This is a genomic window from Actinoplanes sp. ATCC 53533, from assembly GCF_003947245.1.
The window spans coordinates 14,520-34,985 of record NZ_QHHV01000043.1; the positions used below are offsets into that span (position 1 = coordinate 14,520).

15 protein-coding genes and 2 tRNA genes are annotated in these 20,466 nt (G+C 69.4%); 12 read left to right on the top strand and 5 right to left on the bottom strand.

Going from position 1 to position 20,466, the window contains the following annotated elements; all coding sequences use genetic code 11:
* The first annotated feature begins 145 nt into the window (after positions 1–145).
* Positions 146–2,113, top strand: coding sequence for a hypothetical protein (locus DMB66_RS15520; protein ID WP_125804793.1), 1,968 nt, complete (start codon positions 146–148; stop codon positions 2,111–2,113).
* A 196-nt stretch (positions 2,114–2,309) separates the two neighbouring features.
* Here DMB66_RS15520 and DMB66_RS15525 read toward each other — a convergent pair whose 3' ends face one another.
* Entirely contained in the window at positions 2,310–3,029 is a 720-nt protein-coding gene (locus DMB66_RS15525; RefSeq protein WP_125804808.1) for an IucA/IucC family C-terminal-domain containing protein, read from the bottom strand.
* A 398-nt stretch (positions 3,030–3,427) separates the two neighbouring features.
* Between DMB66_RS15525 and DMB66_RS15530 the strand changes: the two genes are divergently transcribed.
* A complete protein-coding gene (locus tag DMB66_RS15530) occupies positions 3,428–4,969 on the top strand; it encodes a peptide deformylase (RefSeq protein ID WP_125804794.1) in 1,542 nt (513 codons plus the stop codon).
* Here the strand turns inward: DMB66_RS15530 and DMB66_RS15535 are convergent.
* Entirely contained in the window at positions 4,966–6,075 is a 1,110-nt protein-coding gene (locus tag DMB66_RS15535; protein ID WP_125804795.1) for a globin domain-containing protein, read from the bottom strand. The two genes, DMB66_RS15530 and DMB66_RS15535, sit on opposite strands and share 4 nt — an antisense overlap.
* Before the next feature lie 156 nt (positions 6,076–6,231).
* Here DMB66_RS15535 and DMB66_RS15540 point away from each other — a divergent pair, with 156 nt between their 5' ends.
* Positions 6,232–7,005, top strand: coding sequence for a CPBP family intramembrane glutamic endopeptidase (locus tag DMB66_RS15540; RefSeq protein ID WP_125804796.1), 774 nt, complete (start codon positions 6,232–6,234; stop codon positions 7,003–7,005).
* Here DMB66_RS15540 and DMB66_RS15545 read toward each other — a convergent pair.
* Positions 6,992–7,642 (bottom strand): hypothetical protein, encoded by a 651-nt coding sequence (locus DMB66_RS15545; protein ID WP_125804797.1) that lies wholly within the window; start codon positions 7,640–7,642, stop codon positions 6,992–6,994. The genes DMB66_RS15540 and DMB66_RS15545 overlap by 14 nt on opposite strands.
* Before the next feature lie 962 nt (positions 7,643–8,604).
* Between DMB66_RS15545 and DMB66_RS15550 the strand changes: the two genes are divergently transcribed.
* A tRNA-Ser gene (locus DMB66_RS15550) sits at positions 8,605–8,698 on the top strand.
* 61 nt (positions 8,699–8,759) lie between these two features.
* Here the strand turns inward: DMB66_RS15550 and DMB66_RS15555 are convergent.
* Positions 8,760–9,278, bottom strand: coding sequence for a SigE family RNA polymerase sigma factor (locus tag DMB66_RS15555; protein ID WP_125804798.1), 519 nt, complete (start codon positions 9,276–9,278; stop codon positions 8,760–8,762).
* Positions 9,279–9,499: 221 nt separating this feature from the next.
* Here DMB66_RS15555 and DMB66_RS15560 point away from each other — a divergent pair, with 221 nt between their 5' ends.
* The 7 genes from DMB66_RS15560 (at position 9,500) to DMB66_RS15590 (ending at position 16,866) form a co-directional block, all read left to right on the top strand.
* Entirely contained in the window at positions 9,500–10,534 is a 1,035-nt protein-coding gene (locus DMB66_RS15560) for a LuxR C-terminal-related transcriptional regulator (RefSeq protein ID WP_125804799.1), read from the top strand.
* The gene (locus DMB66_RS15565) at positions 10,534–11,112 is read left to right on the top strand and encodes a hypothetical protein (RefSeq protein ID WP_125804800.1); all 579 of its coding nucleotides are present in this window, start codon (positions 10,534–10,536) and stop codon (positions 11,110–11,112) included. Before DMB66_RS15560 ends, DMB66_RS15565 begins: the two co-directional genes overlap by 1 nt.
* Before the next feature lie 115 nt (positions 11,113–11,227).
* The gene (locus tag DMB66_RS15570) at positions 11,228–11,473 is read left to right on the top strand and encodes a helix-turn-helix domain-containing protein (protein ID WP_125804801.1); all 246 of its coding nucleotides are present in this window, start codon (positions 11,228–11,230) and stop codon (positions 11,471–11,473) included.
* Positions 11,474–11,478: 5 nt separating this feature from the next.
* The gene (locus tag DMB66_RS15575) at positions 11,479–11,790 is read left to right on the top strand and encodes a helix-turn-helix transcriptional regulator (RefSeq protein WP_158647251.1); all 312 of its coding nucleotides are present in this window, start codon (positions 11,479–11,481) and stop codon (positions 11,788–11,790) included.
* Positions 11,791–11,890: 100 nt separating this feature from the next.
* Entirely contained in the window at positions 11,891–14,119 is a 2,229-nt protein-coding gene (locus DMB66_RS15580; protein ID WP_125804803.1) for a S8 family serine peptidase, read from the top strand.
* Positions 14,116–16,626: a S8 family serine peptidase gene (locus DMB66_RS15585; RefSeq protein WP_125804804.1), complete on the top strand. Its 2,511-nt coding sequence runs from the start codon at positions 14,116–14,118 to the stop codon at positions 16,624–16,626. Before DMB66_RS15580 ends, DMB66_RS15585 begins: the two co-directional genes overlap by 4 nt.
* Positions 16,627–16,790: 164 nt before the next feature.
* Positions 16,791–16,866: transfer RNA gene (locus tag DMB66_RS15590), tRNA-Arg, on the top strand.
* A gap of 691 nt (positions 16,867–17,557) precedes the next feature.
* Here DMB66_RS15590 and DMB66_RS15595 read toward each other — a convergent pair.
* Entirely contained in the window at positions 17,558–18,907 is a 1,350-nt protein-coding gene (locus tag DMB66_RS15595; protein ID WP_233624581.1) for a tyrosine-type recombinase/integrase, read from the bottom strand.
* Between the two features lie 504 nt (positions 18,908–19,411).
* Here DMB66_RS15595 and DMB66_RS15600 point away from each other — a divergent pair.
* Positions 19,412–19,657 (top strand): GntR family transcriptional regulator, encoded by a 246-nt coding sequence (locus DMB66_RS15600; protein ID WP_199752376.1) that lies wholly within the window; start codon positions 19,412–19,414, stop codon positions 19,655–19,657.
* Positions 19,658–20,466 lie beyond the last annotated feature (809 nt).

The window sequence follows — 20,466 nt, forward strand, 5'->3', positions numbered from 1 at the left end:
ACATTGACCGGTGGGTACCCACCATCCTTACCCATCATGCACGAGCGAGCCAACCATCGGTAATACACGGCTAGATATCGGCTCGATCACGCCTGCGCCGCCCGTCACAACACTGTTACCAACCTCGGTTAGGCTCGCCGATGCTATGACGATTACGGGTATTGACTCGACAGGCCAGCCGGCCGGCGGGAACGTTCTGCCGCCCGCCTCCGCCGCCGACGCCGAAGACCTGGACGCGGAGCTGCGCGCGCTGAAAACCGAGGTCGCCGCCGCGCCGATATCGGTCATACCCGCAGTTGACGCGGCGCCGGAGGCCGAGCTGGCGCCGGTGCGGGCGCCTCGCTGGTGGCGCTCTCTCACCTGGCGAGATGTTCTCGCAATAGCCACCTTCATTGCGGTAGCGCTCTTCATCACGGCCCCGTTGTGGCTCAATCTTGATCATGAGTTGCGCGATGATCCACAGGATCAGGCATTCTTTGAGTGGATGTTGGCGCACGGTGCCCGCGTGCTCACGGATGGCGTTTATCCGTTCTTCTCGGACCGGATGAATTACCCCGATGGGGTGAACATGATGGCCAACACGTCAGTGTTGGCGGTGTCACTGCCGATGACGCCCGTCACTGCCATGTTCGGGCCGCATGTGGCGTTCAACGCGTTTCTTACGCTGGCCTTGGCAGCCACCGGTATTTCGTGGTATTTCGTGTTGTCCCGCCAGTTCGTCAGCTCACGGCTCGCGGCCTGGGTCGGCGCGCTGTTCGCCACGTTCGCGCCGAGCATGATCTCGCACGCCGGCGGCCACCCGAACATCGTCTCGCAGTTCCTCGTGCCGCTGATCATCTGGCGCACGCTCGCGCTGCGGGCCCAGGGCCGGGCCGTCCGCAACGGCCTGCTGCTCGCGGCGCTGCTGGTCTGGCAGGCGTTCATCAACCTCGAGATCCTCTTCATGACCGCAGTGGGCCTGGGCATCTTCTGCCTGGTCATGGCGATCTCGCGGCGCGCCGACCGGCCCGGGGAGATCGCCGCCTTCCTGCGCGGGCTGGGCGTCGCGGGTTCCGTGACGCTGGCCCTGCTGGCATACCCGCTCTACGTGCAGTTCTTCGGGCCGCAGAGCTACCACGGCCTGCCCGAGTTCGTCCGATACTTCGGCGCCGACCTGGGCTCCTTCACCGCGTACGCGCAGCGCTCGGTCGCCGGCAACAGCCTGACCGCGGGCCGCCTCGCCCAGAACGCCGCCGAGGAGAACGCGTTCTTCGGCTGGGGTCTGGTCATCCTCTTCTTCGGCCTGGTGGCCTGGATGCGCCGCAGTGTGGCGATCGTCACGATGGCCGGCGTCGCGCTGTTCTTCGGTGCGATGTCGCTCGGCCCGCGCATCCGGCTGAACGGGGTCGACACCGGCGTCCCCGGCCTCTGGTCGCTGCTGCACAGCGTCCCGATCCTCAACTCGGCCGTGCCGACCCGCTGGGCCCTGGCGATCGCCCCGATCGTCGGCGTCATGCTGGCGCTCGGCTGCCAGCGCGCCTCGGACCTGATGAAGTCCCAGCCGGCCACCCGCGGCCCGGTCCGGGTCGCCATGATCACCGCGGTGGCCATGGCGTTGGTCCCGCTCGTGCCGACCCCGCTGCGCACGGTCCCGATGGACCCGGTGCCGGAGTTCGTGACCTCGGGTGCCTGGAAGCAGTACGTCGACGACGACCACACGCTGGTCGCCCTGCCGCTGCCGGACAGCTCATATCCGGACCCGCTGCGCTGGAGCGCCTACACCGGCCAGGAGATGCGGATCGCCAGCGCCTACGCCCTGCTGCCGAACCAGAATCCGCTCGACCCGACGGACCGCTCGGCTCTCTTCGCGCCGCCGTGGCGCCCGACGAGCGGCCTGATGGCGTCGATCAAGCGGGGCAACCCGACCCCGGAGATCTCCGAGACCCGCCGCGAGATGACGCTGGCCGACCTGCGGTATTGGAAGGCAGCGGTGGTGGTGCTGACCCCGCAGGTCCGCGACATCGAGATGCTCCGCGCGATGACGGAGCTGCTGGGCTTCCAGCCGACCTGGACCGGCGGCGCCTGGATCTGGGACGTCAAAAACCTCGTCGACGCCGACAAAGCCAACCAGTAGCCGCAAGGATCTCCCGCAGCGCAACCAAAGCCAGCGCAACCAAAGTCAGCGCAACCAAAGTCGCAGTGCGCCCGTCGTTGTCGAGGGCGCCGAAACAGACTAGGCGCTCTTTGCCGTGGTCTGTTTCGGTGACCTCGACAACGACCTCCTGGGGCGCACTGCCCGCCGAGCGGAGCGAGGCCATCAGACAGAGCCATCAAGCAGAGATGCAGCAGCCGGCACAGACCTTGGGCTTGGGCAGGGTGAAGGCTAGGCAGCAGGTCTTGCGCCGCACGTCGAGGTTTCCCGCCCGGCCCGGGACCAGCTCGATCAGGTCGGCCACCCCGAGCGCCCCCAGCAGCGTGGCGATCGTCTCCGCCGACGAGCCCGGCAGCGCGTCGGCCGACCGCAGCACCGCGTAGGCCACCCCGGACGACAGTGAGCCGAGCAGCGTGCGCTTGCCCAGCCGGACCCTGGTGTGGATCGCGTCCAGCAGCGGCGTCAGGTGCTCGTCCAGCAGCGACCGGCGCAGCTCCTCCAGCAGGGCGGCCTCGTCCGGGACCACCCGGACCTGGGCCAGACCGCTCAGCGCCAGCGGGTCGGACGGCAGCACCGCCACCGTGATGTCCTGGCGCAGGCCCAGCGTGACCAGTGGCCGCGGGTCGTTGAAGTGCATCAGCACGTCGGTGCCGGTCAGCAGCGGCACCCGGCGCGCGGACGCCCAGCCCAGCACCGCCGGCAGCGCCAGCCAGTAGGTGTAGGCCTTCCATGCCAGCGCGGCCGCGGCGTGCGGCTGGGCCTGCCAGCGCTCGCGGGACGACTCCAGCAGGGTGCCCAGGTGGTGGCCGGTCAGGTCGGAGGTCGGCAGCCAGCCCGTCGGGTCCGGGACCATCAGGTCCGGCGCCAGGCCGGGCAGCTCCGTGCTCGTGCCGAACATCGCCCGCAGCGTCGCCGTCACCGGCGCGAGCGGCTGCCGGGCGAAGGCGGAGTGATCGGCGAGGGCGCGATCCAGCGCGGTGGTCACTGGGCAGCGCCGCTCAGGCAGGGGGAGAGCGGCTTCATCCGCTGGATCACCACTGTCACCTCGCCATGCCTCGCTGGTCAGGACGGCCCACCATACCTTGTTAAGGCTAACCTAACCACGCCAGCCAAACCGTCACTTTCCACGCCCCAGACAGGTGTTCTTGCGACAAATACCCCCTGCAAGGGTGACCTAACCGAGAGTTGCGCCGTTGCCGGTTTCGTCAAGGCATCTGTCGGCAACGCGCTACTAGCCCCTTGCGGACACCGGATGACATGGACACTGAAATTCCTGTCGCAAAGGGGACATCCGTGATGACCACCTCGCCAGTCGAGAGGGCAGCCGACCACTTCGTGTCGGCGCTCGCACAATGGCGGGTCGAGCGCGGGATGACGAAGAAGCAGCTCGCCGGGCGCATGGGCTTCGATCCGTCCTACGTCAGCCACGTCGAGGGCCGGCGGCACAAACCGACCGAGGACTTCGCGCGGCGCGCCGAAGCGGTGCTGGCCGCCGGCGGCGCGATCTGGCAGCGGTTCCAGGAGTACGACGAACTGCGGCACGCCCGCGGCCCCGTCCTGCATCGTGACCCGCCGGTGCCCGCGCAGTGGATGCCGCCGGGCACCGGCCTCATCGTCGAGCAGGAGGTCGCCGAGCTCACGTACACCGAGGGGGCCTACCGATGCGTGATCCGGCGGGCTCTCTACAACGCCGGGGTGGAGCCGGTCACCCGCTATCTGGTGAAGATCTCGGTCGACCGATATCCGCACGACCCGCAGGGCTCCAACCGGCACCACCGGCGGCACCCGCTCAGCTTCGAGGAGATGGACCTGCGTGCGGTCGCCGGCGAGGGCCCGGCGACCGAGCCGATGCAGTGGCGGCTCAAGCTGGACCGGGACGCGGCGAAGGAGGTCTGGCTGCTCTTCGCCAACGACCACGGCCAGTTCCCGCTCTATCCCGGCGAACGCACCACCATCGAGTACGCCTACACCGTGGGCGAGGAGAAGTGGGGCCAGTGGTTCCAGCGGGCGGTCCGCCTGCCCACCCGCAATCTCACCGTGCGGCTGAACTTCCCGGTTGAGTTCGAGCCCCAGGTCTGGGGCGTGGAGACGTCGCTCGCCGCCGAGGTGCCCGTCCGTACCCCCTTGGAGCGCCACAACGACGCGCGCCGCGCGGTCTTCGAATGGTCGACCGACGCGCCGCTGCTCAACGCCCGGTACCGCCTCGAGTGGCGGTTCCGGGGCCAGTCCGCACCGACCACCCCGGACGAAGGAGTCCCCAAGGCCAGGATCAACGGTCACGAGCTGAGAGCGAGCCAGCGGATGCGCGGAATCGGCATCGTGCAGCGAGGCGCTGATTTGTTGCGCCAGCGCGCCCGGCACTTCCAGCTGCCCAGGGAGGAGCTGGCCGCTCGCGACGCGGTCACCGGCCTCCGGGCCGTCCTCGACCGGCTCGAGGCCCTGCACGACTTCAGCAAGGGGGTCGGGCTGGCCGCGCCGCAGATCGGCCTGGCGGTTGCCGCCGCCGTGGTGCGCCCACCCGAGCGCGGCGCGGAGCCGGTGGTCCTGCTGAACCCGCGGGTCGTCGACGAGTCGAGCGAGTCCGACGAGCAGTACGAGGGCTGTCTCTCCTTCTTCGACTACCGCGGCCTGGTGGTCCGGCCGTTGCGCGTCGACGTGGAGCACGCCCGTTTCGACGGCACCCGGGTGATCACCTCCTTCGACCAGGCCATGGCCCGGCTGGTCAGCCACGAGATCGACCATCTCGACGGCCGGCTGTACGTGGACCGGATGGTGCCGGGCGCCAACCTGGTACCGATCGAGGAATACCGCCAGGCCGGCCAGCCGTGGAATTACTAGTCGGAGAAGCTGTCGTACTTGATCCGCACCGACGGGACCTGTAACTCGGCCAGGGTCTTCAGGGTCGCCTTGACCATCGGGCCCGAGCCCGAGACGAAGAAGTCGTGCTCGTTCCACGGGCCGTAGCGGGCCACGACGTCGGAGATGTTGCCCTGCTCGCCGGGGAACGTCGGGTCGTCGCTGCAGGCGGTCACGACGGAGAGCCAGGGATAGCGGGCGGCGAGCCGGTTCAGTTCGGCCAGGTCGTACAGGTCGTCGCGGGTGCGGGCGCCGAAGAAGACGTGCACCCAGCGGGTCCGGTTGTAGCGGGTCAGCTCCTCGAGCAATGACTTGATCGGGGCGAGGCCGGTGCCGCCGGCCACGAAGACGGCGTCCCGGGTGGAGCGGCGGTCCAGGTTCATCGAGCCCATCGGCGCGGCCAGCCGGATCATGTCGCCGACCTCCAGCCGGCGGACCAGCGCGCTGGAGACCCAACCGGCGCCGATCGCCCGGACGTGGAACTCCAGGGTGTTGTCGCGCCGGGGAGCGTTCGCCGGCGAGTAGGTCCGCCACAGCCGGGGCTGGAAGCGCGGGCACTCCATGCTGAGGTACTGGCCGGCGCGGTACTCCAACGGCTGCATCGGCGCGACCGTGAAGACGGCGATGTCGGTCGAGCGGCGCTCGTGCGCCATGACCTCGGCATACCAGTACGGCGGGTTGGTGTCCGCCTCCGCGCCCGCGAGCATCTTGGCCGCGATCACCGCGTACGCGTCGGCCCACGCCTGGTCGTACTCGATGCCCCACTGCTCGCCCGCGAACTGCCGCATCGCCTCGATCAACGCCCCTCCGACGACCTCGTAGTGTGCCGGTTCCACGTGGAACTTGCGGTGGTCACGACCGAGCGCCCGCAGATAGTCGTCGAACTTCTCGGGATCTTCCAGGGTCTGGACGGCGGTGACGATCGCGCCGAGCAGCCGGGCGCGCTGGACGTCCATGTGCACGGGGAACAGGTCCCGCAGGTCCGGGTGGGAAAGGAAGATCCGCGCATAGAAGTAGCCGGCAACCTTGTCCTGATGCTCCTCGACGAGGCTCCAACTCTCCTTGAGCAAACGAGCGAGGTCTCCCATGCCCACAGCGTGGAGAAAGCAGCGGGTGACGCATCGCACGCGAAGTGCGATGTACGCCGCATAATTCCCGACACACGGCGCGTCGCTTGCCCCGATAGGTCCGAATGTGCATGGGTGAGATCACTCGAACGGTGGAGCCGCTTCTAGAGTGGTCGCGTGACGGTAGCTCTTGATCGCCCCCCGGCAACCCGCAACCAGCTACGCCTGGAGATAGCGGTCGTCCTGCTGCTGTCGCTCGGCCAGTCCGCCGTCTATGCCGCGGTGTCACTGGTGGCGAAGCTCACGGCCGGCAAACCGCTGTCCCAGCAGACCGCAACACTGAACCCGTCGCAGTCGCCGCGGCCGTACCTCGATCTCACGTACCAGTTGCTCGGGATCTTCTTCGCGCTCGTCCCGGTCCTGCTCGCGCTCTATCTCCTGAACCGCGACCGGCTGGAGCCGGCGCGCACGCTCGGCATCGACTTCCGGCGCCCCGCCGGCGACGCCGGCTGGGGCACCGCACTGGCTGCGGCCATCGGCATCCCCGGCCTGCTCCTGGTGTACGCGGCGGCGACGCTCGGCCTGAACGCGCAGATCGTGCCGGCCGCGCTGCAACCGGTGTGGTGGGCGATCCCGGTCCTGATCATCGCGGCGATGCAGAACGCGATCCTGGAAGAAGTGATCGTCGTCGGCTATCTGATGACCCGGCTGCGCGAGCAGGGCTGGCGGCTCGGCTACATCGTGGCGGCCAGCGCGGTGCTGCGCGGCTCCTACCACCTGTACCAGGGCTTCGGCGCGTTCGTGGGCAACGCGGTGATGGGCGTGGTGTTCGCCCTGTTCTTCCTGCGGAAGGGCAGGGTCATGCCGCTGATCGTGGCGCACAGCCTGCTCGACATCACCGCCTTCGTGGGCTACACGCTGCTGCCCAAGGAGTGGCTCAGCTGGCTCTGACCACGGCCCGATACCGATCGCGGTAGTGGACGGTGGCCCGCGCCGCCATGGCCCGGGCCGCGCCCCGGCTGGCCAGCGTGGCGACCAGCAGGCCGGTGCCAGGGAAGAAGCGATTGACCACCCGGACGGCCGCCCAGCCGCCGGCCTGCGCGGCGAGCATCCGGCCCAGCCGCCGGGTGGCGTCGGTCAGCCCGGTCTGCTCGTAGGCGTGCTGCTCCGCGGCGGCGAGGGCCGCCTCCGCGTCCTCCCGGGCGGGGTGCACCCGGGTCAACACGAGCAGGTCGACCGCCCGCTCCCGGTCGGTCGGGTCCAGGCCGTACGCGGCGGCGACGTGCAGCGCCAGCTCGGCGTGGGTGAACGCGGCCGCCCCGAGCAGGGCGACCGGCGCGTACGAGCCGGCGACCGCGGCGAAGATGCTGCTGACACTGCCGAACCGGGTGAACTGCCGCACGGCCAGCCGGGCCAGGGCATCGGGCGTGGCGCCGGGGTAGGCGGCCCGGGTGCGGCCGGCCCACTGGATGGCGCGCGGGCCGATGGTCTGGGTGGCGGCCACCGCGAGCAGCTCGGGGCAGTGGCCGGGATCGGCGATCAGGGCGGCCCAGGCCTCGGTCCGGGCGGCGGACACGGTGTCCGTCACGGAACCGGTGGCGCGCGGCAGGGTCGGACCAACGGGGACGGCAGCCCCCGGCTGCCCCGGCGCCGTGGCCGGGGGCTCGGCAGCCGGGGATGTCGCCCCGCCACGTGCCATGTCAGGTGCGTCGCCAGCCGGTGCGGCGGCAGCCGGTGCGGCGGTTTCGTCGGGCACCGTTGTCATGTTCGGCTTGACCAGGTCAGGCGCGATCTCCGCGGCCACCGCCTCGACGGTCGTCGCCGCCTTTGCTTGTTCAGGTTTGGCCGCCTCCGCCTTGACGGTCGTTGCGGGCTTGGCCGGTTCGGGTTTGGCGGGCGCCGCCTCGACGGCCGGTTCGGGTTTGGTGGGCGCGGCCTCGACGGTCGCTGCGGCCTTGGCCGGTTCGGGTTTGGTGGGCGCGGCCTTGGCGGAGGCTGTGGCCTTCCGGGGTGTGCGCTTCGCCGGGGCTGTCCTGGCCTGCGGGGTCGCCTTCGTGGGCGGTGCGGCTGTCGGCTGCGCCTGCGCCGGAGGGTGGGGCGCGCTCGCTGCGGGCGGTGGCGTGGACTTCGCCGGGGACCGCGGGGCTGATTTGCGTGGCGTCGACTTCGCCGGACCCCGTTGTTGGCGGGTCGACGGTGTTGCTTGTGGTGCGTCTGTGCCCGTACCGGAAGCGGTTTTGTCGTCCGCCGGTGGCCGGAAGGTCACCGGTGGGGGTGCCTTCGCCGGTTTTTTCTGGGGAGTGGGCTGTTCAGGCGTGCTGAACGCCGGGTTCGACGTCCGCGGGCGGCGCTGCTTCGGCTCGTTCTCCTCCATGCCGAGGGAGCCTAGTCGGGCCGCGGCCGTTTGACCTGTTGGACGACAGTGCGGTCCGTCGAATTCCGCGGATTTCGATGATCGGCGTGGGCCGGACACCCCCGATGGGCAACCTCTTTGCCGGGCCCCCGGGCGGTCCGGTATCCTCAACCGTCGGTGGCCTGCAAGGTCCCCGAGGAGACTTCGCCTAGTCCGGTCTATGGCGCCGCACTGCTAATGCGGTTGGGGTTTTATAGCCCCTCCCGGGTTCGAATCCCGGAGTCTCCGCCACTTGCCCAAAAGGCCGTGAGCTTCCGCTCACGGCCTTTTGCATGGCTGGGCCCGGCCTCCCTCACGACGTCACTCTCTGCTCGGTGGGACGCGGCTGAAGGGCGGCACGCAGCTGGTCCAGAGCGCGGGCGGTCTGGCTCTTGACGGTGCCCTGCGAACACCCGAGCGCCTCGGCGGTGTCAGCGACATCAAGGTCGTAGTAGTAGCGGAACACGACGGCGGCCCGCATCCGTGGCGGCAGCTCACGCAGCGCGGTGCGCAACCGGTCGTCGACCTCGCCGGGCCCGGGCTGAGCGGGGATCGGCCGGTCGGGCGGATCGGAGGTCGGCCGCTCCCGCCGCCACCACTGCCGCCGCCGCTCGTCGGTGAGGGCATTGACCAGCACCCGGCGGAGGTAGCCGTCCGGATTGTCGGCACGCTGAAAGGCGGGCCAGGCGACATACAGCTTGGTCAGCGTCGATTGCACCAGGTCCTCAGCGAGATGCGCGTCGCCGGCCGTCAGCAGGGTGGCGGTGCGCACCAACCCGGCCCGGCGCGCCAGGACGAAGTCATGGAACCGCGCATCGCGTTCGCTGTTCACAAGCCCTCCCGGCGTCCAATTCTGTCCAACCGCGTCCAACCAGCCCGCCGAGTGCTCCCGGAGGTGGCTAGGGTCACCCGATCCGCTTGCACAACTGCGCAATCGGGTCCGGCGGCCTTCTTGCGGGGCGACGGCCGCTGCGCGAATGTGCAATCAGCGCGGACGAGATCCGTTGGCCGGGTCCCGGCCATGGCGTAGTGGGGCGCTGTGGGAGACGACTTATGCGGCAGGCGAACAACACCGGCAGGACCGCCGACCGTGAGCCCGTGGTGCCGGCTCTCGGACGCTGGGGCCTCTCCTCGTACGCGGATCTGATCTACCGCAGTCTCGCGCTGACCGGCCCGGCGACACCGCGGCAGCTGGTCAGCCAGCTCGGTGTCGACGCCGCCAGGGTCAGCCGGGCCCTGGACGAGCTGGCCGGCTTCGGCGCGGCGCGGCCGGCGTACCGGGGTCGCGACGGCAGGTGGAGTGCGGTCGACGTCGACGTCGTCATGTCCCGGGCGCGGCGACCGCGCGCGGCCGTACCCCTCAACCTGCACTGCCGGCGGCACCTGGCCGCGGTCAGCGGCCTGCAGCTGGAACGGATTCCCGACACCGCCGTTCACCGGCTGGCGAGCCGGTCGTCCGTGCGCGACCGCATCGCCGACCTGGTCGCCGGGGAGCGGCACGAGCACCTCACCATCAACACCGAGGAAGTGTTCAGCGCCGACGTGGCGGCGGCCGCCGGCCCGCTGGATCGGGCGCTCGTCGCCAGGGGTGTGCGGCTGCGGACCCTGGGTCTCATCCCCCAGGACGGCAGTCAGGACACGACCTTCATCGCCGGCATCGAGCACCGCCAGGCTTCGGCGCTGCCGCTCAAGCTGATGGTGTTCGACCGCCGGAAGGCGCTGTTCCCCGCTGATCCCGCCAACTTCGAAGCCGGCGCCATCGAGATCGACGACGCCGACGCGGTGGAGTCGCTCACGCAGTTCTTCTACCGGATCTGGAGCACCGCCGTCGATCCACGCCGCCAAGCCATCCCGCCGATCGTCCTGAGCCACCGCGAGAAGGGCATCGTGACGCTGCTGGCCACCGGCCTGAGCGAGGAGGCCGCCGCCACCTCCCTGGGCATCAGCCGCCGCACCGTCGGCTACACGCTCCGGGCCCTGATGGACCGGCTGGGCGTCGAGAACCGCTTCCAACTGGCCTTGCTCCTCGGCGCCGCACAGGCGGTGCCGTTGTCACCAACCATCCGACCGCAGCGAAAGGACTCCTGATGGCGACGAACGCACGCCGCTGGGCCGCCACCGCATCGATCACCGGGATCCTGCTGGCCGGGTCGGCGGCACCGGCCCGCGCCGCCGGCCCGGTCAACTGGACCATGGCTCCGTGCGTAACTGTCGAGGCGATGCAGCCCGGCGTCATGCTGGAATTCAACTGGCTGTACAACACGGTCGAGGGAACGGTCTCGCAGTGCGGCCCGGTCGTCGAGGCGGGCGGCTTCCGGGTCGCCACCTATTCCCCGAACGAGGCGACCGGGTACGCCCCCGGCTACAACGTCCGGCTGTTCGCCTCCACCGCGGTCGGGGAGGTGAGCCATTTCGGCATGGCGGCGCTCCCGACCGAGGAAGGCGAGTTCGGCCTCTGCGTGCTCGCCGGCGACAACGAGCGGGTCGGCTGCTATCGCGCCGTGGTCACCGAGGGCGAGTCGACCTACGAGGACGTGCTGTACCCGCTGCCCACGGACGATCCCCTGGTCGACAAGGACGTGGTCACGTCGCCTTACACGGGAGCGCGCGGCCCGGCCCTAGGTGTGGGAAACGGTCCCCGGCCGGCGTGCGGGACCTGCTTTTGACCGGCCCGGTGACTCGTTGCGCAGCTGCGCAACGAGTCACCCGGAGGCCCACGCGCGGGCGTGACGGCCACCTACGCTCAGCACGCGGATCCCCCACCAGACGAAGGAGCCCGCTGTGTCCACTCTCATCATCGGCTCGCGTGAGCGCGCGCTCATCGGTCTGCTGGCCGAGGGCCGCAGCGACGAGGACGCCGCCAGGGAGCTCCAGATCAGCCGCCGCGCCGTGACCTACGCCCTGCGCAACCTGATGGACCAGCTGGGCGTGGACAACCGCTTCCAGCTCGGCCTGGCGCTCGGCAGCATCGGCGCGGCCATGCCCGCACCCGCAGAGCCCGGCCCGTCGGGAAAGGCACCACAGTGACTGCCGTGGAGGCCTTCGCGGATCTCGCCCGCGCCGCCGCCACCCTGTCCGAGCTGGGTGCGCTGCTCCGGCTGCTGCGCCGGCGCCACGGGCGGAGCTATCCCGGCGGCCCACTGACCTACCGCGAGCTGGCGGTGAAGCTGGGATCGTCACACGGCATCATCGGCGAATATCTCGCCGGCAACGTGCTGCCCCCGGTGGACCGCCTCGACGCCCTGGTGATCATTCTCGGTGGCACACCCGCCGAACGCTGGGCGCTCGCCGACCTCCGCGACGGGATAGAGGACGCCCGCCGAAGGATTCGCAGCGCCGCCTGATCAGGCTCTCCGCGGAGAAGCACGCCGAAAGGCTGATGCGCAACGTCGATACGGTGTCGTACCGTGCGCAGACATCCATGATCTTCGGTTCGGGGGAACCTTGCGCGCTGTCTCTTCCGGTCTGGTGGCGGCGTTGCTCGCCACCGGCCTGGCATCACCCGCTGTAGCCGCTTCACCTTCGGCGGACGCGGCGCTGGTCCAGCTCGACGTCGGCGTCGCATCGGGGGTGGATCCGGCCACTGTGGTCGCCGCACTCAACGGCAGCGTGGTGCGGAGCCGGCCGGTCCGGGGCCTGGACGCGATCAGCATCGACGTGCCCGCCGACCGGGCCGACGAGGTCCTCGGCCTGCTGCAGGGCGCCGCGGACGTGCGGTTCGCCGAGCGCAGCGCCGTGGTCGGGGCGGACAGCGACTCCGTCCCGAACAGCTTCACGCCGATGGAGATTCCGCAGGCGTGGACCTGGACGACCGGCAGCGCGGACGTCACGGTGGCCATCGTCGACACCGGCGTCAGCCCCAATACCGAGCTCGCCGCGGACCGGCTGGTGCCGGGATACGACTTCGTCGACGACGATTCCAACGCCGCGGACGGCAACGGCCACGGCACCCTGGTGGCCAATCTCCTCGGTGCGGACGGCACCAACGGCGTCGGCATGACCGGCGTCTGCGGCAAATGCCGGATCATGCCGGTGCGGGTGCTGGGTGACCGCGAGGGCACGACCGGCAACGTAGCCGCGGGCATCGCCTGGGCGGCCGACCACGGCGCCCAGGTGATCAACCTCTCGCTCAGCACGGCGTCGGACAGCCGGCTGCTGCGACAGGCAGTCGAATACGCCGCCGCCCGAGGTTCCCTTGTCGTCGCCTCGGCCGGTAACGAGCGGTCGACGGCACACCGGTATCCCGCCGCTGTCGAGTCCGCGCTCGCCGTCAGCCAGGTCGGGACGCCGGCGAAGAACAGTGCGACGGACCGGTGGGTCGACGTCTCCTCCTACGGCAACTTCATCGTGTTCGACCGGAACGACCGGTGGACCGGCATCTCCGGCTCCTCCGGGGCGACCGCGGCGACCTCGGGGATCGCGGCGCTGGCCTTCGCGATGAAGCCGGGCGCATCCGCCGACGAGGTGCGTGCGGTGATCGAACGGGACGCCGAGGATCACCTCAGCACGTCCTACCCGAACCAGGCGCCGCTGATCAATGCGGCCCACATGATGTACGACCTCGGGGGCACCGACACCGTCCCGCCCACGGTCACGTCGACCGGCCTGACCGAGAACGAGACCGTCGTGGCCGTGGGCGAGACGGCCACGCCGAAGGCCGCGGACGATCACGGCGTGGAACGCATCGAGGTGCTCGTCGACGGCCGTCCCCCGATCGTCGTGGAGCGCCCCGGCTCGCAGATCACGGTGCGCCCGCCGGCGGGCTACAACGGCCCGCTGCCGGTGACGGTCGTCGCCTACGACTACGCCGGCAACGCCGGCCGGGCAACCACCATGGTCAATGTGGACACCACCGTGCCGACCGGGGTCTGGGTCGCGCCGGCGCCGGACGCGGTGGTCCACGGCGCCACGATCGACGTGAGCATCACGACGCCGGACAACGACCTGGCCTACGTCAAGTCGATCTTCCAGGACAACACCGAGGCCTGCGGCTGCTCGCTGACCCGGGTCGACGGCACGAACCGGTGGCAGGGCGAAATCGCGCTGGACCAGACGGGCCGGATCCAGATCGTCCTCGTGGACAAGGTCGGCAACAGCCTGACCCTGAACCGCACCGTGCGGGTCGACAACCACCCGCCGATGGGCGGCACGATCACCCCGGCCTCGGGTGCGACGGTGCGCGGCACGTTCACCAGCACGCTGTCCGGCGTCACCGACGAGGGCGGGGTGGCCAAGGCCGAGCTGTGGGCCAACGGCAAATACGTCGGCGTCGACAAGACCGCGCCGTACGCGATGGCAGTGCGGACCGGCCCGTCCGGGAAGCTGTCGCTGACCTGGAAGGTCACCGACCGCTTCGGCCAGGCGCTGACGTATGCGGCGCGCACGCTGACCGTCGACAACACCGGCCCGACCGTCTCGATCACCAAGGCGCCGAAGCACAAGGCCAAGGTCAAGGGCACGGTCAGGATCTACGCCAAGGCGTCGGACGCCAGCGGCGTCGCGCGGGTCGAGCTGATCGTGAACGGCAAGGTCGTCGCCAAGGACACCGCTTCCGGGTACGTCCTCAGCGTCAACACGAGCAGGCAGAAGAAGACGATGAAGGTGCAGGTTCGGGCGTACGACCGGCTCGGCAACGTGAAGTACACCAGTAGCCGTACGTGGTACCGGAAATGAGCCGAACCCGTTGGGCGACCTCGTCCTGCCTGACCGCGGTTCTGCTCGTCGGGCTGGCTGCCGCGCCGGCGTCCGCGGCCGACACCTCGACAACCCGGCTGGTCGTCGGGCTCGTCGCGGGCGCTGATCCGGCGGCCGTCGTGGCCAGACTGGGTGACAAGGCGTCCGGGCCCAAGGCCGTCCCGGGGCTGGACGCGATCACCGTCGACGTGCCGGCGGCCGGCTGGGACGCCACGCGCGCCGCGTTCGCCGCCGATCCGGCGGTGCGCTATGCGGAGCTCGACGTCCTCGTCAGCGCCGACGCCGCGGTCGACCCCGATGAGCCTGCGAACCGGAGCTCGGGTATCTACAACCAGATTCCGGCGGCCTGGACCTGGAGCACCGGCAGTCCATCGGTCACGGTGGCCGTCGTCGACTCCGGCGTCTCCGCCACCGGGGATCTCGGCGGTGACCGGTTGGTGCCCGGCTACGACTTCGTGGACGGCGACGACGACCCGGCCGACGACGACAACCACGGCACGCTGGTGGCCAACACGATCGCCGCTCAGCACGGCAACCAGATCGGCGGCGTCGGCGTCTGCGGCCAGTGCCGCATCATGCCGGTACGGGTGCTGAGCCACCGCACCAGCGGCACCGCGGCCGGGTCCGCCTCGACCGTCGCGGCCGGCATCGCCTGGGCAGCCGAGCACGGTGCGCAGATCATCAACCTGTCGCTGAGCACCCGTACCCCCAGCCGGGTGCTGGAGGACGCCGTAGCGCGCGCGTCTGCGGGGGGCGCCCTGGTCGTCGCGTCTGTGGGTGACGATGCAACTGTCGACCCGTACTACCCCGCGGCGTTCGAACCGGCGTTGGCCGTGGGATCGTCCGGTCCCGGAGGTGTTCCGTTGAACGCCTCGAACCGCAATTCCAAGCGCCTTCAATGGGTCGATGTCGCGGCCAACCGTTCGTACCTCGCGCTGAACGCACAGTCGCAGGCACAGGTACTGGCGGGCACCTCTGCCTCCGCGGCTCTGGTGTCCGGTGTCGCGGCGCTGGGGCTGTCCACCCGGCCGGGTCTCTCGGCGGCTGACCTACGTTCGGCGGTTCTCGCCTCGGCGGGGCGCGAGAACACCATGGATCCCGAGGATGCGCCGATCCTGGACGCCGCCGGTCTGCTGTACAGCCTCGGGGGCACCGACGACATCGCACCGAAGATCAGCACCTATGGCTCTGGCTACGTGCCACTGGTGACCGGCGGGCCCTTCCACCCCGATCTCACGTTTCTCGACGATCACGCCGTACAGCGCTCCGAACTGGAGGTGGCCGGCACGGTCGTACGGCGTGACCACGTCTGGTCGAGGCAAGGGCTGACCGGGACCCCGCCGGTCGGATGGAACGGCCGGCTGTCGTACACGGTCCGGATCTACGACTATGCCGGGCACAGCGCCGAGCAGACCCGGGCCGTGTGGGTCGACTCCATCGCGCCGACCGGCACGATCGACGCGCCGATCGAGGGTGCGATCGTGCGTGGCGGCCCGGTGGACGTCGTCTTCACCGCGACGACCGACGAGAAGTTGAGCCGGGTGCGGGCCAACGACATCGCGCTCACGCAGACCGGCCCACGGCAGTGGACGGGACGGGTCACGCCGATCTCCGACGGCAAGATCTACGTCAACGTGTTCGATGCGGCCGGCAACCTGACCGACCTGACCCGGGGCGTCGTGGTCGACGACGTCGCCCCGACCGGTGTGATCGAGGAACCGGTGCCCGGCAGGCACGTGCGCGGGGCGGTGGACGTGCTCTTCACCCAGACGGACCGGGAGAAACTTCGGTCCGTCGAGGCCAACGGCGTACCGATGCAGCAGGTCGGGCTGTGGTCGTGGCAGGCCCGCATCGTCCCACCGGCGTCCGGTGACATCGAGGTTGTCGCCGAGGATCTGGCGGGCAACATGGTCCGGGTCACGCGCCAGGTGGTAGTCGACAACGCCGGACCGACGGCGACGGCGATCAACCCGGCCTCCGGGGCGAAGGTGCGGGGCACGTTCACGACCAGCCTGAGCGGTGTCACCGACGTTTCCAAGGTCGCCAGGGCGGAGCTCTGGTCGAACGGCAAGTACGTCGGCGCGGACACCACTGCGCCGTACTCGCTCCCGGTCAAGACCGGCACGTTCAGCGGAAAGGTCAATCTGAGCTGGAAGCTGACCGACAAACTGGGCAACGCCCGCACCTACCCCCGGACCGTCATCGCCGACAACAAGGCACCCACCGTGTCGATCACCAAGGCGCCCAAGAACAAAGCGAAGGTCAAGGGCACCGTCAAGATCTCCGTCAAAGCCACGGACGCGAGCGGCATCGCACGGGTCGAACTGATCATCAACGGCAAGATCGTCGCCAAGGACACGACAGCGGCGTACCTGCTGAGCTTCAACGCCAACAAGCGGCCGAAAACGATGAAAATCCAGATCAGGGCGTACGACAAGCTCGGCAACGTGACCCGGACGAGCACCCGCACCTGGTACCGCGGCTGAGCAGGCCGGCCGCACGACGCGGCCGGCACGCAGGCCCCACTCGGCGACATGCTAGAGTCGTCGTCTAGCAGGTCCGGGAGCATGGCAACGCCTGGACCAGCGGAAACGTAACCGCGACTCGCTGGGCGCATCATCACGCGCCGGTGCGGAGAGTGGTTAGATCTGCGCCCGTAGCTCAATGGATAGAGCATCTGACTACGGATCAGAAGGTTAGGGGTTCGAGTCCCTTCGGGCGCACCACTTGAGCAGGGAATATAGTCGTTTGGCTATATTCCCTTCTTTGTGTGGGGCTACCGTGAGTCACGGTTCTGCCCCACTCGCGGGTCGTGTTTATGCAGTTCAGAGGCCACGTGTTCGGTGATTTCAGCTCCGGACGGTTACAGGACGTAGGATCACCATCGGATCACCACGATCCCGGAAAGTGGGATTCCTGGGTTCGAGGATGGGACGATTCGTGGCCGTGGCCCACGTTTCCACAGGTCAGGGCCTTAACTCTCCGGGCAGGCGAACGGGCTCAAGGATCCAACCCATCTGATTCGCGTCCGATGGCCTGTCCGATGAAGGCGACGGCCGCCAGTGGGTAGCGGGCGCTTGAGTCCCTGGGGAATGCGCGTTGAGCAGGGAATACGGCTGGCCGGCCACATCCGCTGCTCCGTGCGGCTATACAGGTGAGTGACTGCCGCATTCCATAGGGTCGTGCCTATGTCTTCGAGGCGGTCAGTGGTTTCCGGCTCCGGACGGTTACGGAACGGCGGATCACCTTCGGATCACCATGGTCCCACACAATGGGAATTTTCTGTTCGCGAATGGGACGGCGCATGGACGTGGCCCACGTTTTCGCAGGCCACATCCTTTGTCTGCTCCGGGCGGTGGAACGGACCCGAGCGTCAACCGTCTGATTCCCGGTCGGATGGTCTGACCATGGCGACGGCTACCGTCGGGCGGTGCGCCGGGACGCGGTGGTGCCGCGTGCGGCATGACTACGGCTCGCTGCCGGGATATCGGCCGCGTCGAGTTCCCAACAGCCCCGAGAGCCCGCTTCCGGACGTCGTGAACGGTGGATGACACGTTTGCTGACCGGGCGGATCGCAGGCCGGTCGGCGACGCCGAGGATCAGCCGAGCGGTGGCCTCGGCTTCCTTGCGTTGAGCGGCGGGGAGCACGTTGGTGTAGACGTCCGCGGTGAGGGCGACGGTGGAGTGCCCGAGCAGGTCCTGGATCGTCTTGAGATCGGCACCCGCGCTGTGGGCGAGGCTGGCCGTTCCGTGGCGCAGGTCCTGCAGGCGGATCGGTGGCAGGCCGGCCCGGTCGAGGAGAAGCCGGAATCGTTGAGTCAAGTAGCCGGGATGAAACGGGGTCCCGTCGGGCCTGGTGAAGACGTACCCGCTGGGCAGGCAGGGCTTGCCGGCGTCGTCACGGCGTTGCTGCTGCCGCTGCTGACGTCGACGGTGCAGGCGCAGCACCTGCACCGTGTGCGCGTCCAGGGCGACGACCCGGCGGCTGGTCGCGGACTTCGGCGGTCCTTCATGGACGGTGTAGCCGGCGGTGGTGCGTTGGCGGGTGACGGCCAGTTGGGCGTGGTCGAGGTCGATGTCGATCCACCGCAGGCCGGCGGCCTCGCCGCGGCGCAGGCCCCGCAGGGCGAGTAGCCACCACAGGGCGAGCAGTCCGTCGTGGCGTACCGAGTGCAGGAACTCGGCGAGTTGTTCGGGTGTCCAGACCGCGACGACGGGGTGCTCGCCGGTAGCTCGCCACGCGGCCACGCGCGGCGCTGTCCAGACCTCGGCGTGGGGGCGTTCGCGGGCCGGTAGTTCCACGCCGGTGGCGGGGTTGGTGGCGATGACGCCGTCGCGGACCGCGGCGTTGAGCGCCGCCCGGAGTGTTCGGTGGAGATGTTGCAGCGTGCAGACGGTATGGCGGAGCCCGTACCGGTTGGTGGCCCTGCCGATCTCGGCGAACGCGGCGGTGAGCTGCCGGGTGCTTAGTTCCGTGAGGGTAAGGCCGCCGATGATCGGGATCAGGAACCGTTGGATGTCGTGGGTGTAGTTCGCCGTCGTGGTCGGCCGTAGCCGGGTGCGACCGGCTATCCAGTGCTGCAGCCATCGTTTGACGGTCCAGTTCTGTCCGGTGCGTTCCTCGCACGACAGCTGCAGGAGTTCGTCGCGGGCTTTGCCGGCGGCACCCTCTGATGGGAAGCCGCCGCGGCGGACCCGTTCGGCCCGGCCCAGCAGGTCGCGGGTCGTACAGGCGAAGTACCAGCTGCCATGGTCGGGTTCGGGCAATCGTGGACAGCGTTCGCCCCAGCGCCGCCCAGTCGTTGGGTCGATGCATCCGCATCGTTTGAAGGTTCCGCCGGTGTCACTCATGTCGTCCCCCGTGTCGGTTGTCAGGTACTCTTTCGCGCCGGTCCTGGCGGACTGCCGGCCGGCGATGAAGCGCTCTGCCGGACGGGACCCTTGCTGCGGCTAGGTAGACGCTGTCGCCAGGCGTCAGGTAGCACTGGCGCGACCCCGCGCTGCGGGGCGCCGAGGTTCCCGTCGTCGCTGAAGGTCCGGCGCCCGCCGATTCGGCCGGCAGGTCAGCCATCCACGCGAGATCGGCGGGCGCGCGCTACCGGGCCGGGTCCGGCGCGTTGCCCTCCGGATCAGCCGGCGAGGTTGTTGCACCGTGCCCGAGCGGTACTCGCTACTGCTTGAGAGCTTACGCCCGTTCACCATGCCTGTTCATGGCTCACCATGGTTCCCCCTCGACGGTCATGGCTCTCCGACCAGTGGGATGGTCAGACAGTGATCGACCACGAAGGGCCAACTCCGCTGTACGTGCAGGTGGCAGAGGCCATCCAGGCACGTATCGAGGCGGGCGACCTTCTGCCGAACCGGCCGATCCCCTCGGAGAACCAGCTAGTACAGGAGTATGGCGTCGCCCGGGGCACCGCCCGCAAAGCCATCCAGCTGCTACGCGAGCGCGGGATGGTGGTCACCGTTGTCGGCCGGGGTACCTATGTCGCCGGCACCTCAAGTGGCCAGGCCTGATAGAACGGTTATCAGCGGCTGATGTCGCTGGCTCCCGGAGCGATTCGTTCGGCCCAGGTGAGCCATGGCCGCCGGAGGTCCGGACGAGCCCTCCGATGATCCGTCAGATGCGCTCTAGTATCTCGGGAGCCGAGAGCCGCGTCTGCTGGACGCAACCCGGGACTGGTGGACGAGGGGCAGGGTTTGAGCCGGTCAGGTGCGGCAGATAGACGCGGTCGACGAACGCAGCGGCCTCCGGATCGAGCCTCGCCGGCGATCCGGGCGTACCAGGCCGGACACCCGCGCCGGCGCGGTGTAGTTGCCGAGTAGCCCATTGGTGCGCTGGTTGCCGAGGATCTGGTGCTCCTGCAGCGGGGGACCTGACTCGCGTCCGGTGGGCCTCGTCGATCCGCCGCCGCGTCCGGCGCAGTCCGGCAAAGTCGCGCTGTTCGTGCACCTGGAGGCGGGCGATTGCCGTCATTTGCTCCCCGATCAAGAGGCGTTGTCCAGGTCAGCGTCGACCTGCTCGGCCAAGCGCAGGCCGATTGAGCAGGGCGACGAAACCACGCACCGAGGCGGTCGTTCGAAGGTGAAAGAAGTGTGGGCACGCCGACGACGTACGGCGACGGTTCATGGCCATAAGGAGTCTTGTCGAGGGCTTGGCCGTCACGTAAGAACGGTCCTTGTGACTGTTCCGGGCGGGTCCATCGCAGAGCGTGATTCGTGATCGAGACGACGGAGGCGGCATCACTTGAGGAGGCCGTTCGATCGGCCGTCGAACAGGGGTACGCGGAACTGGCGAGCCTGGCTGACGTCACGGACGGGCTGGT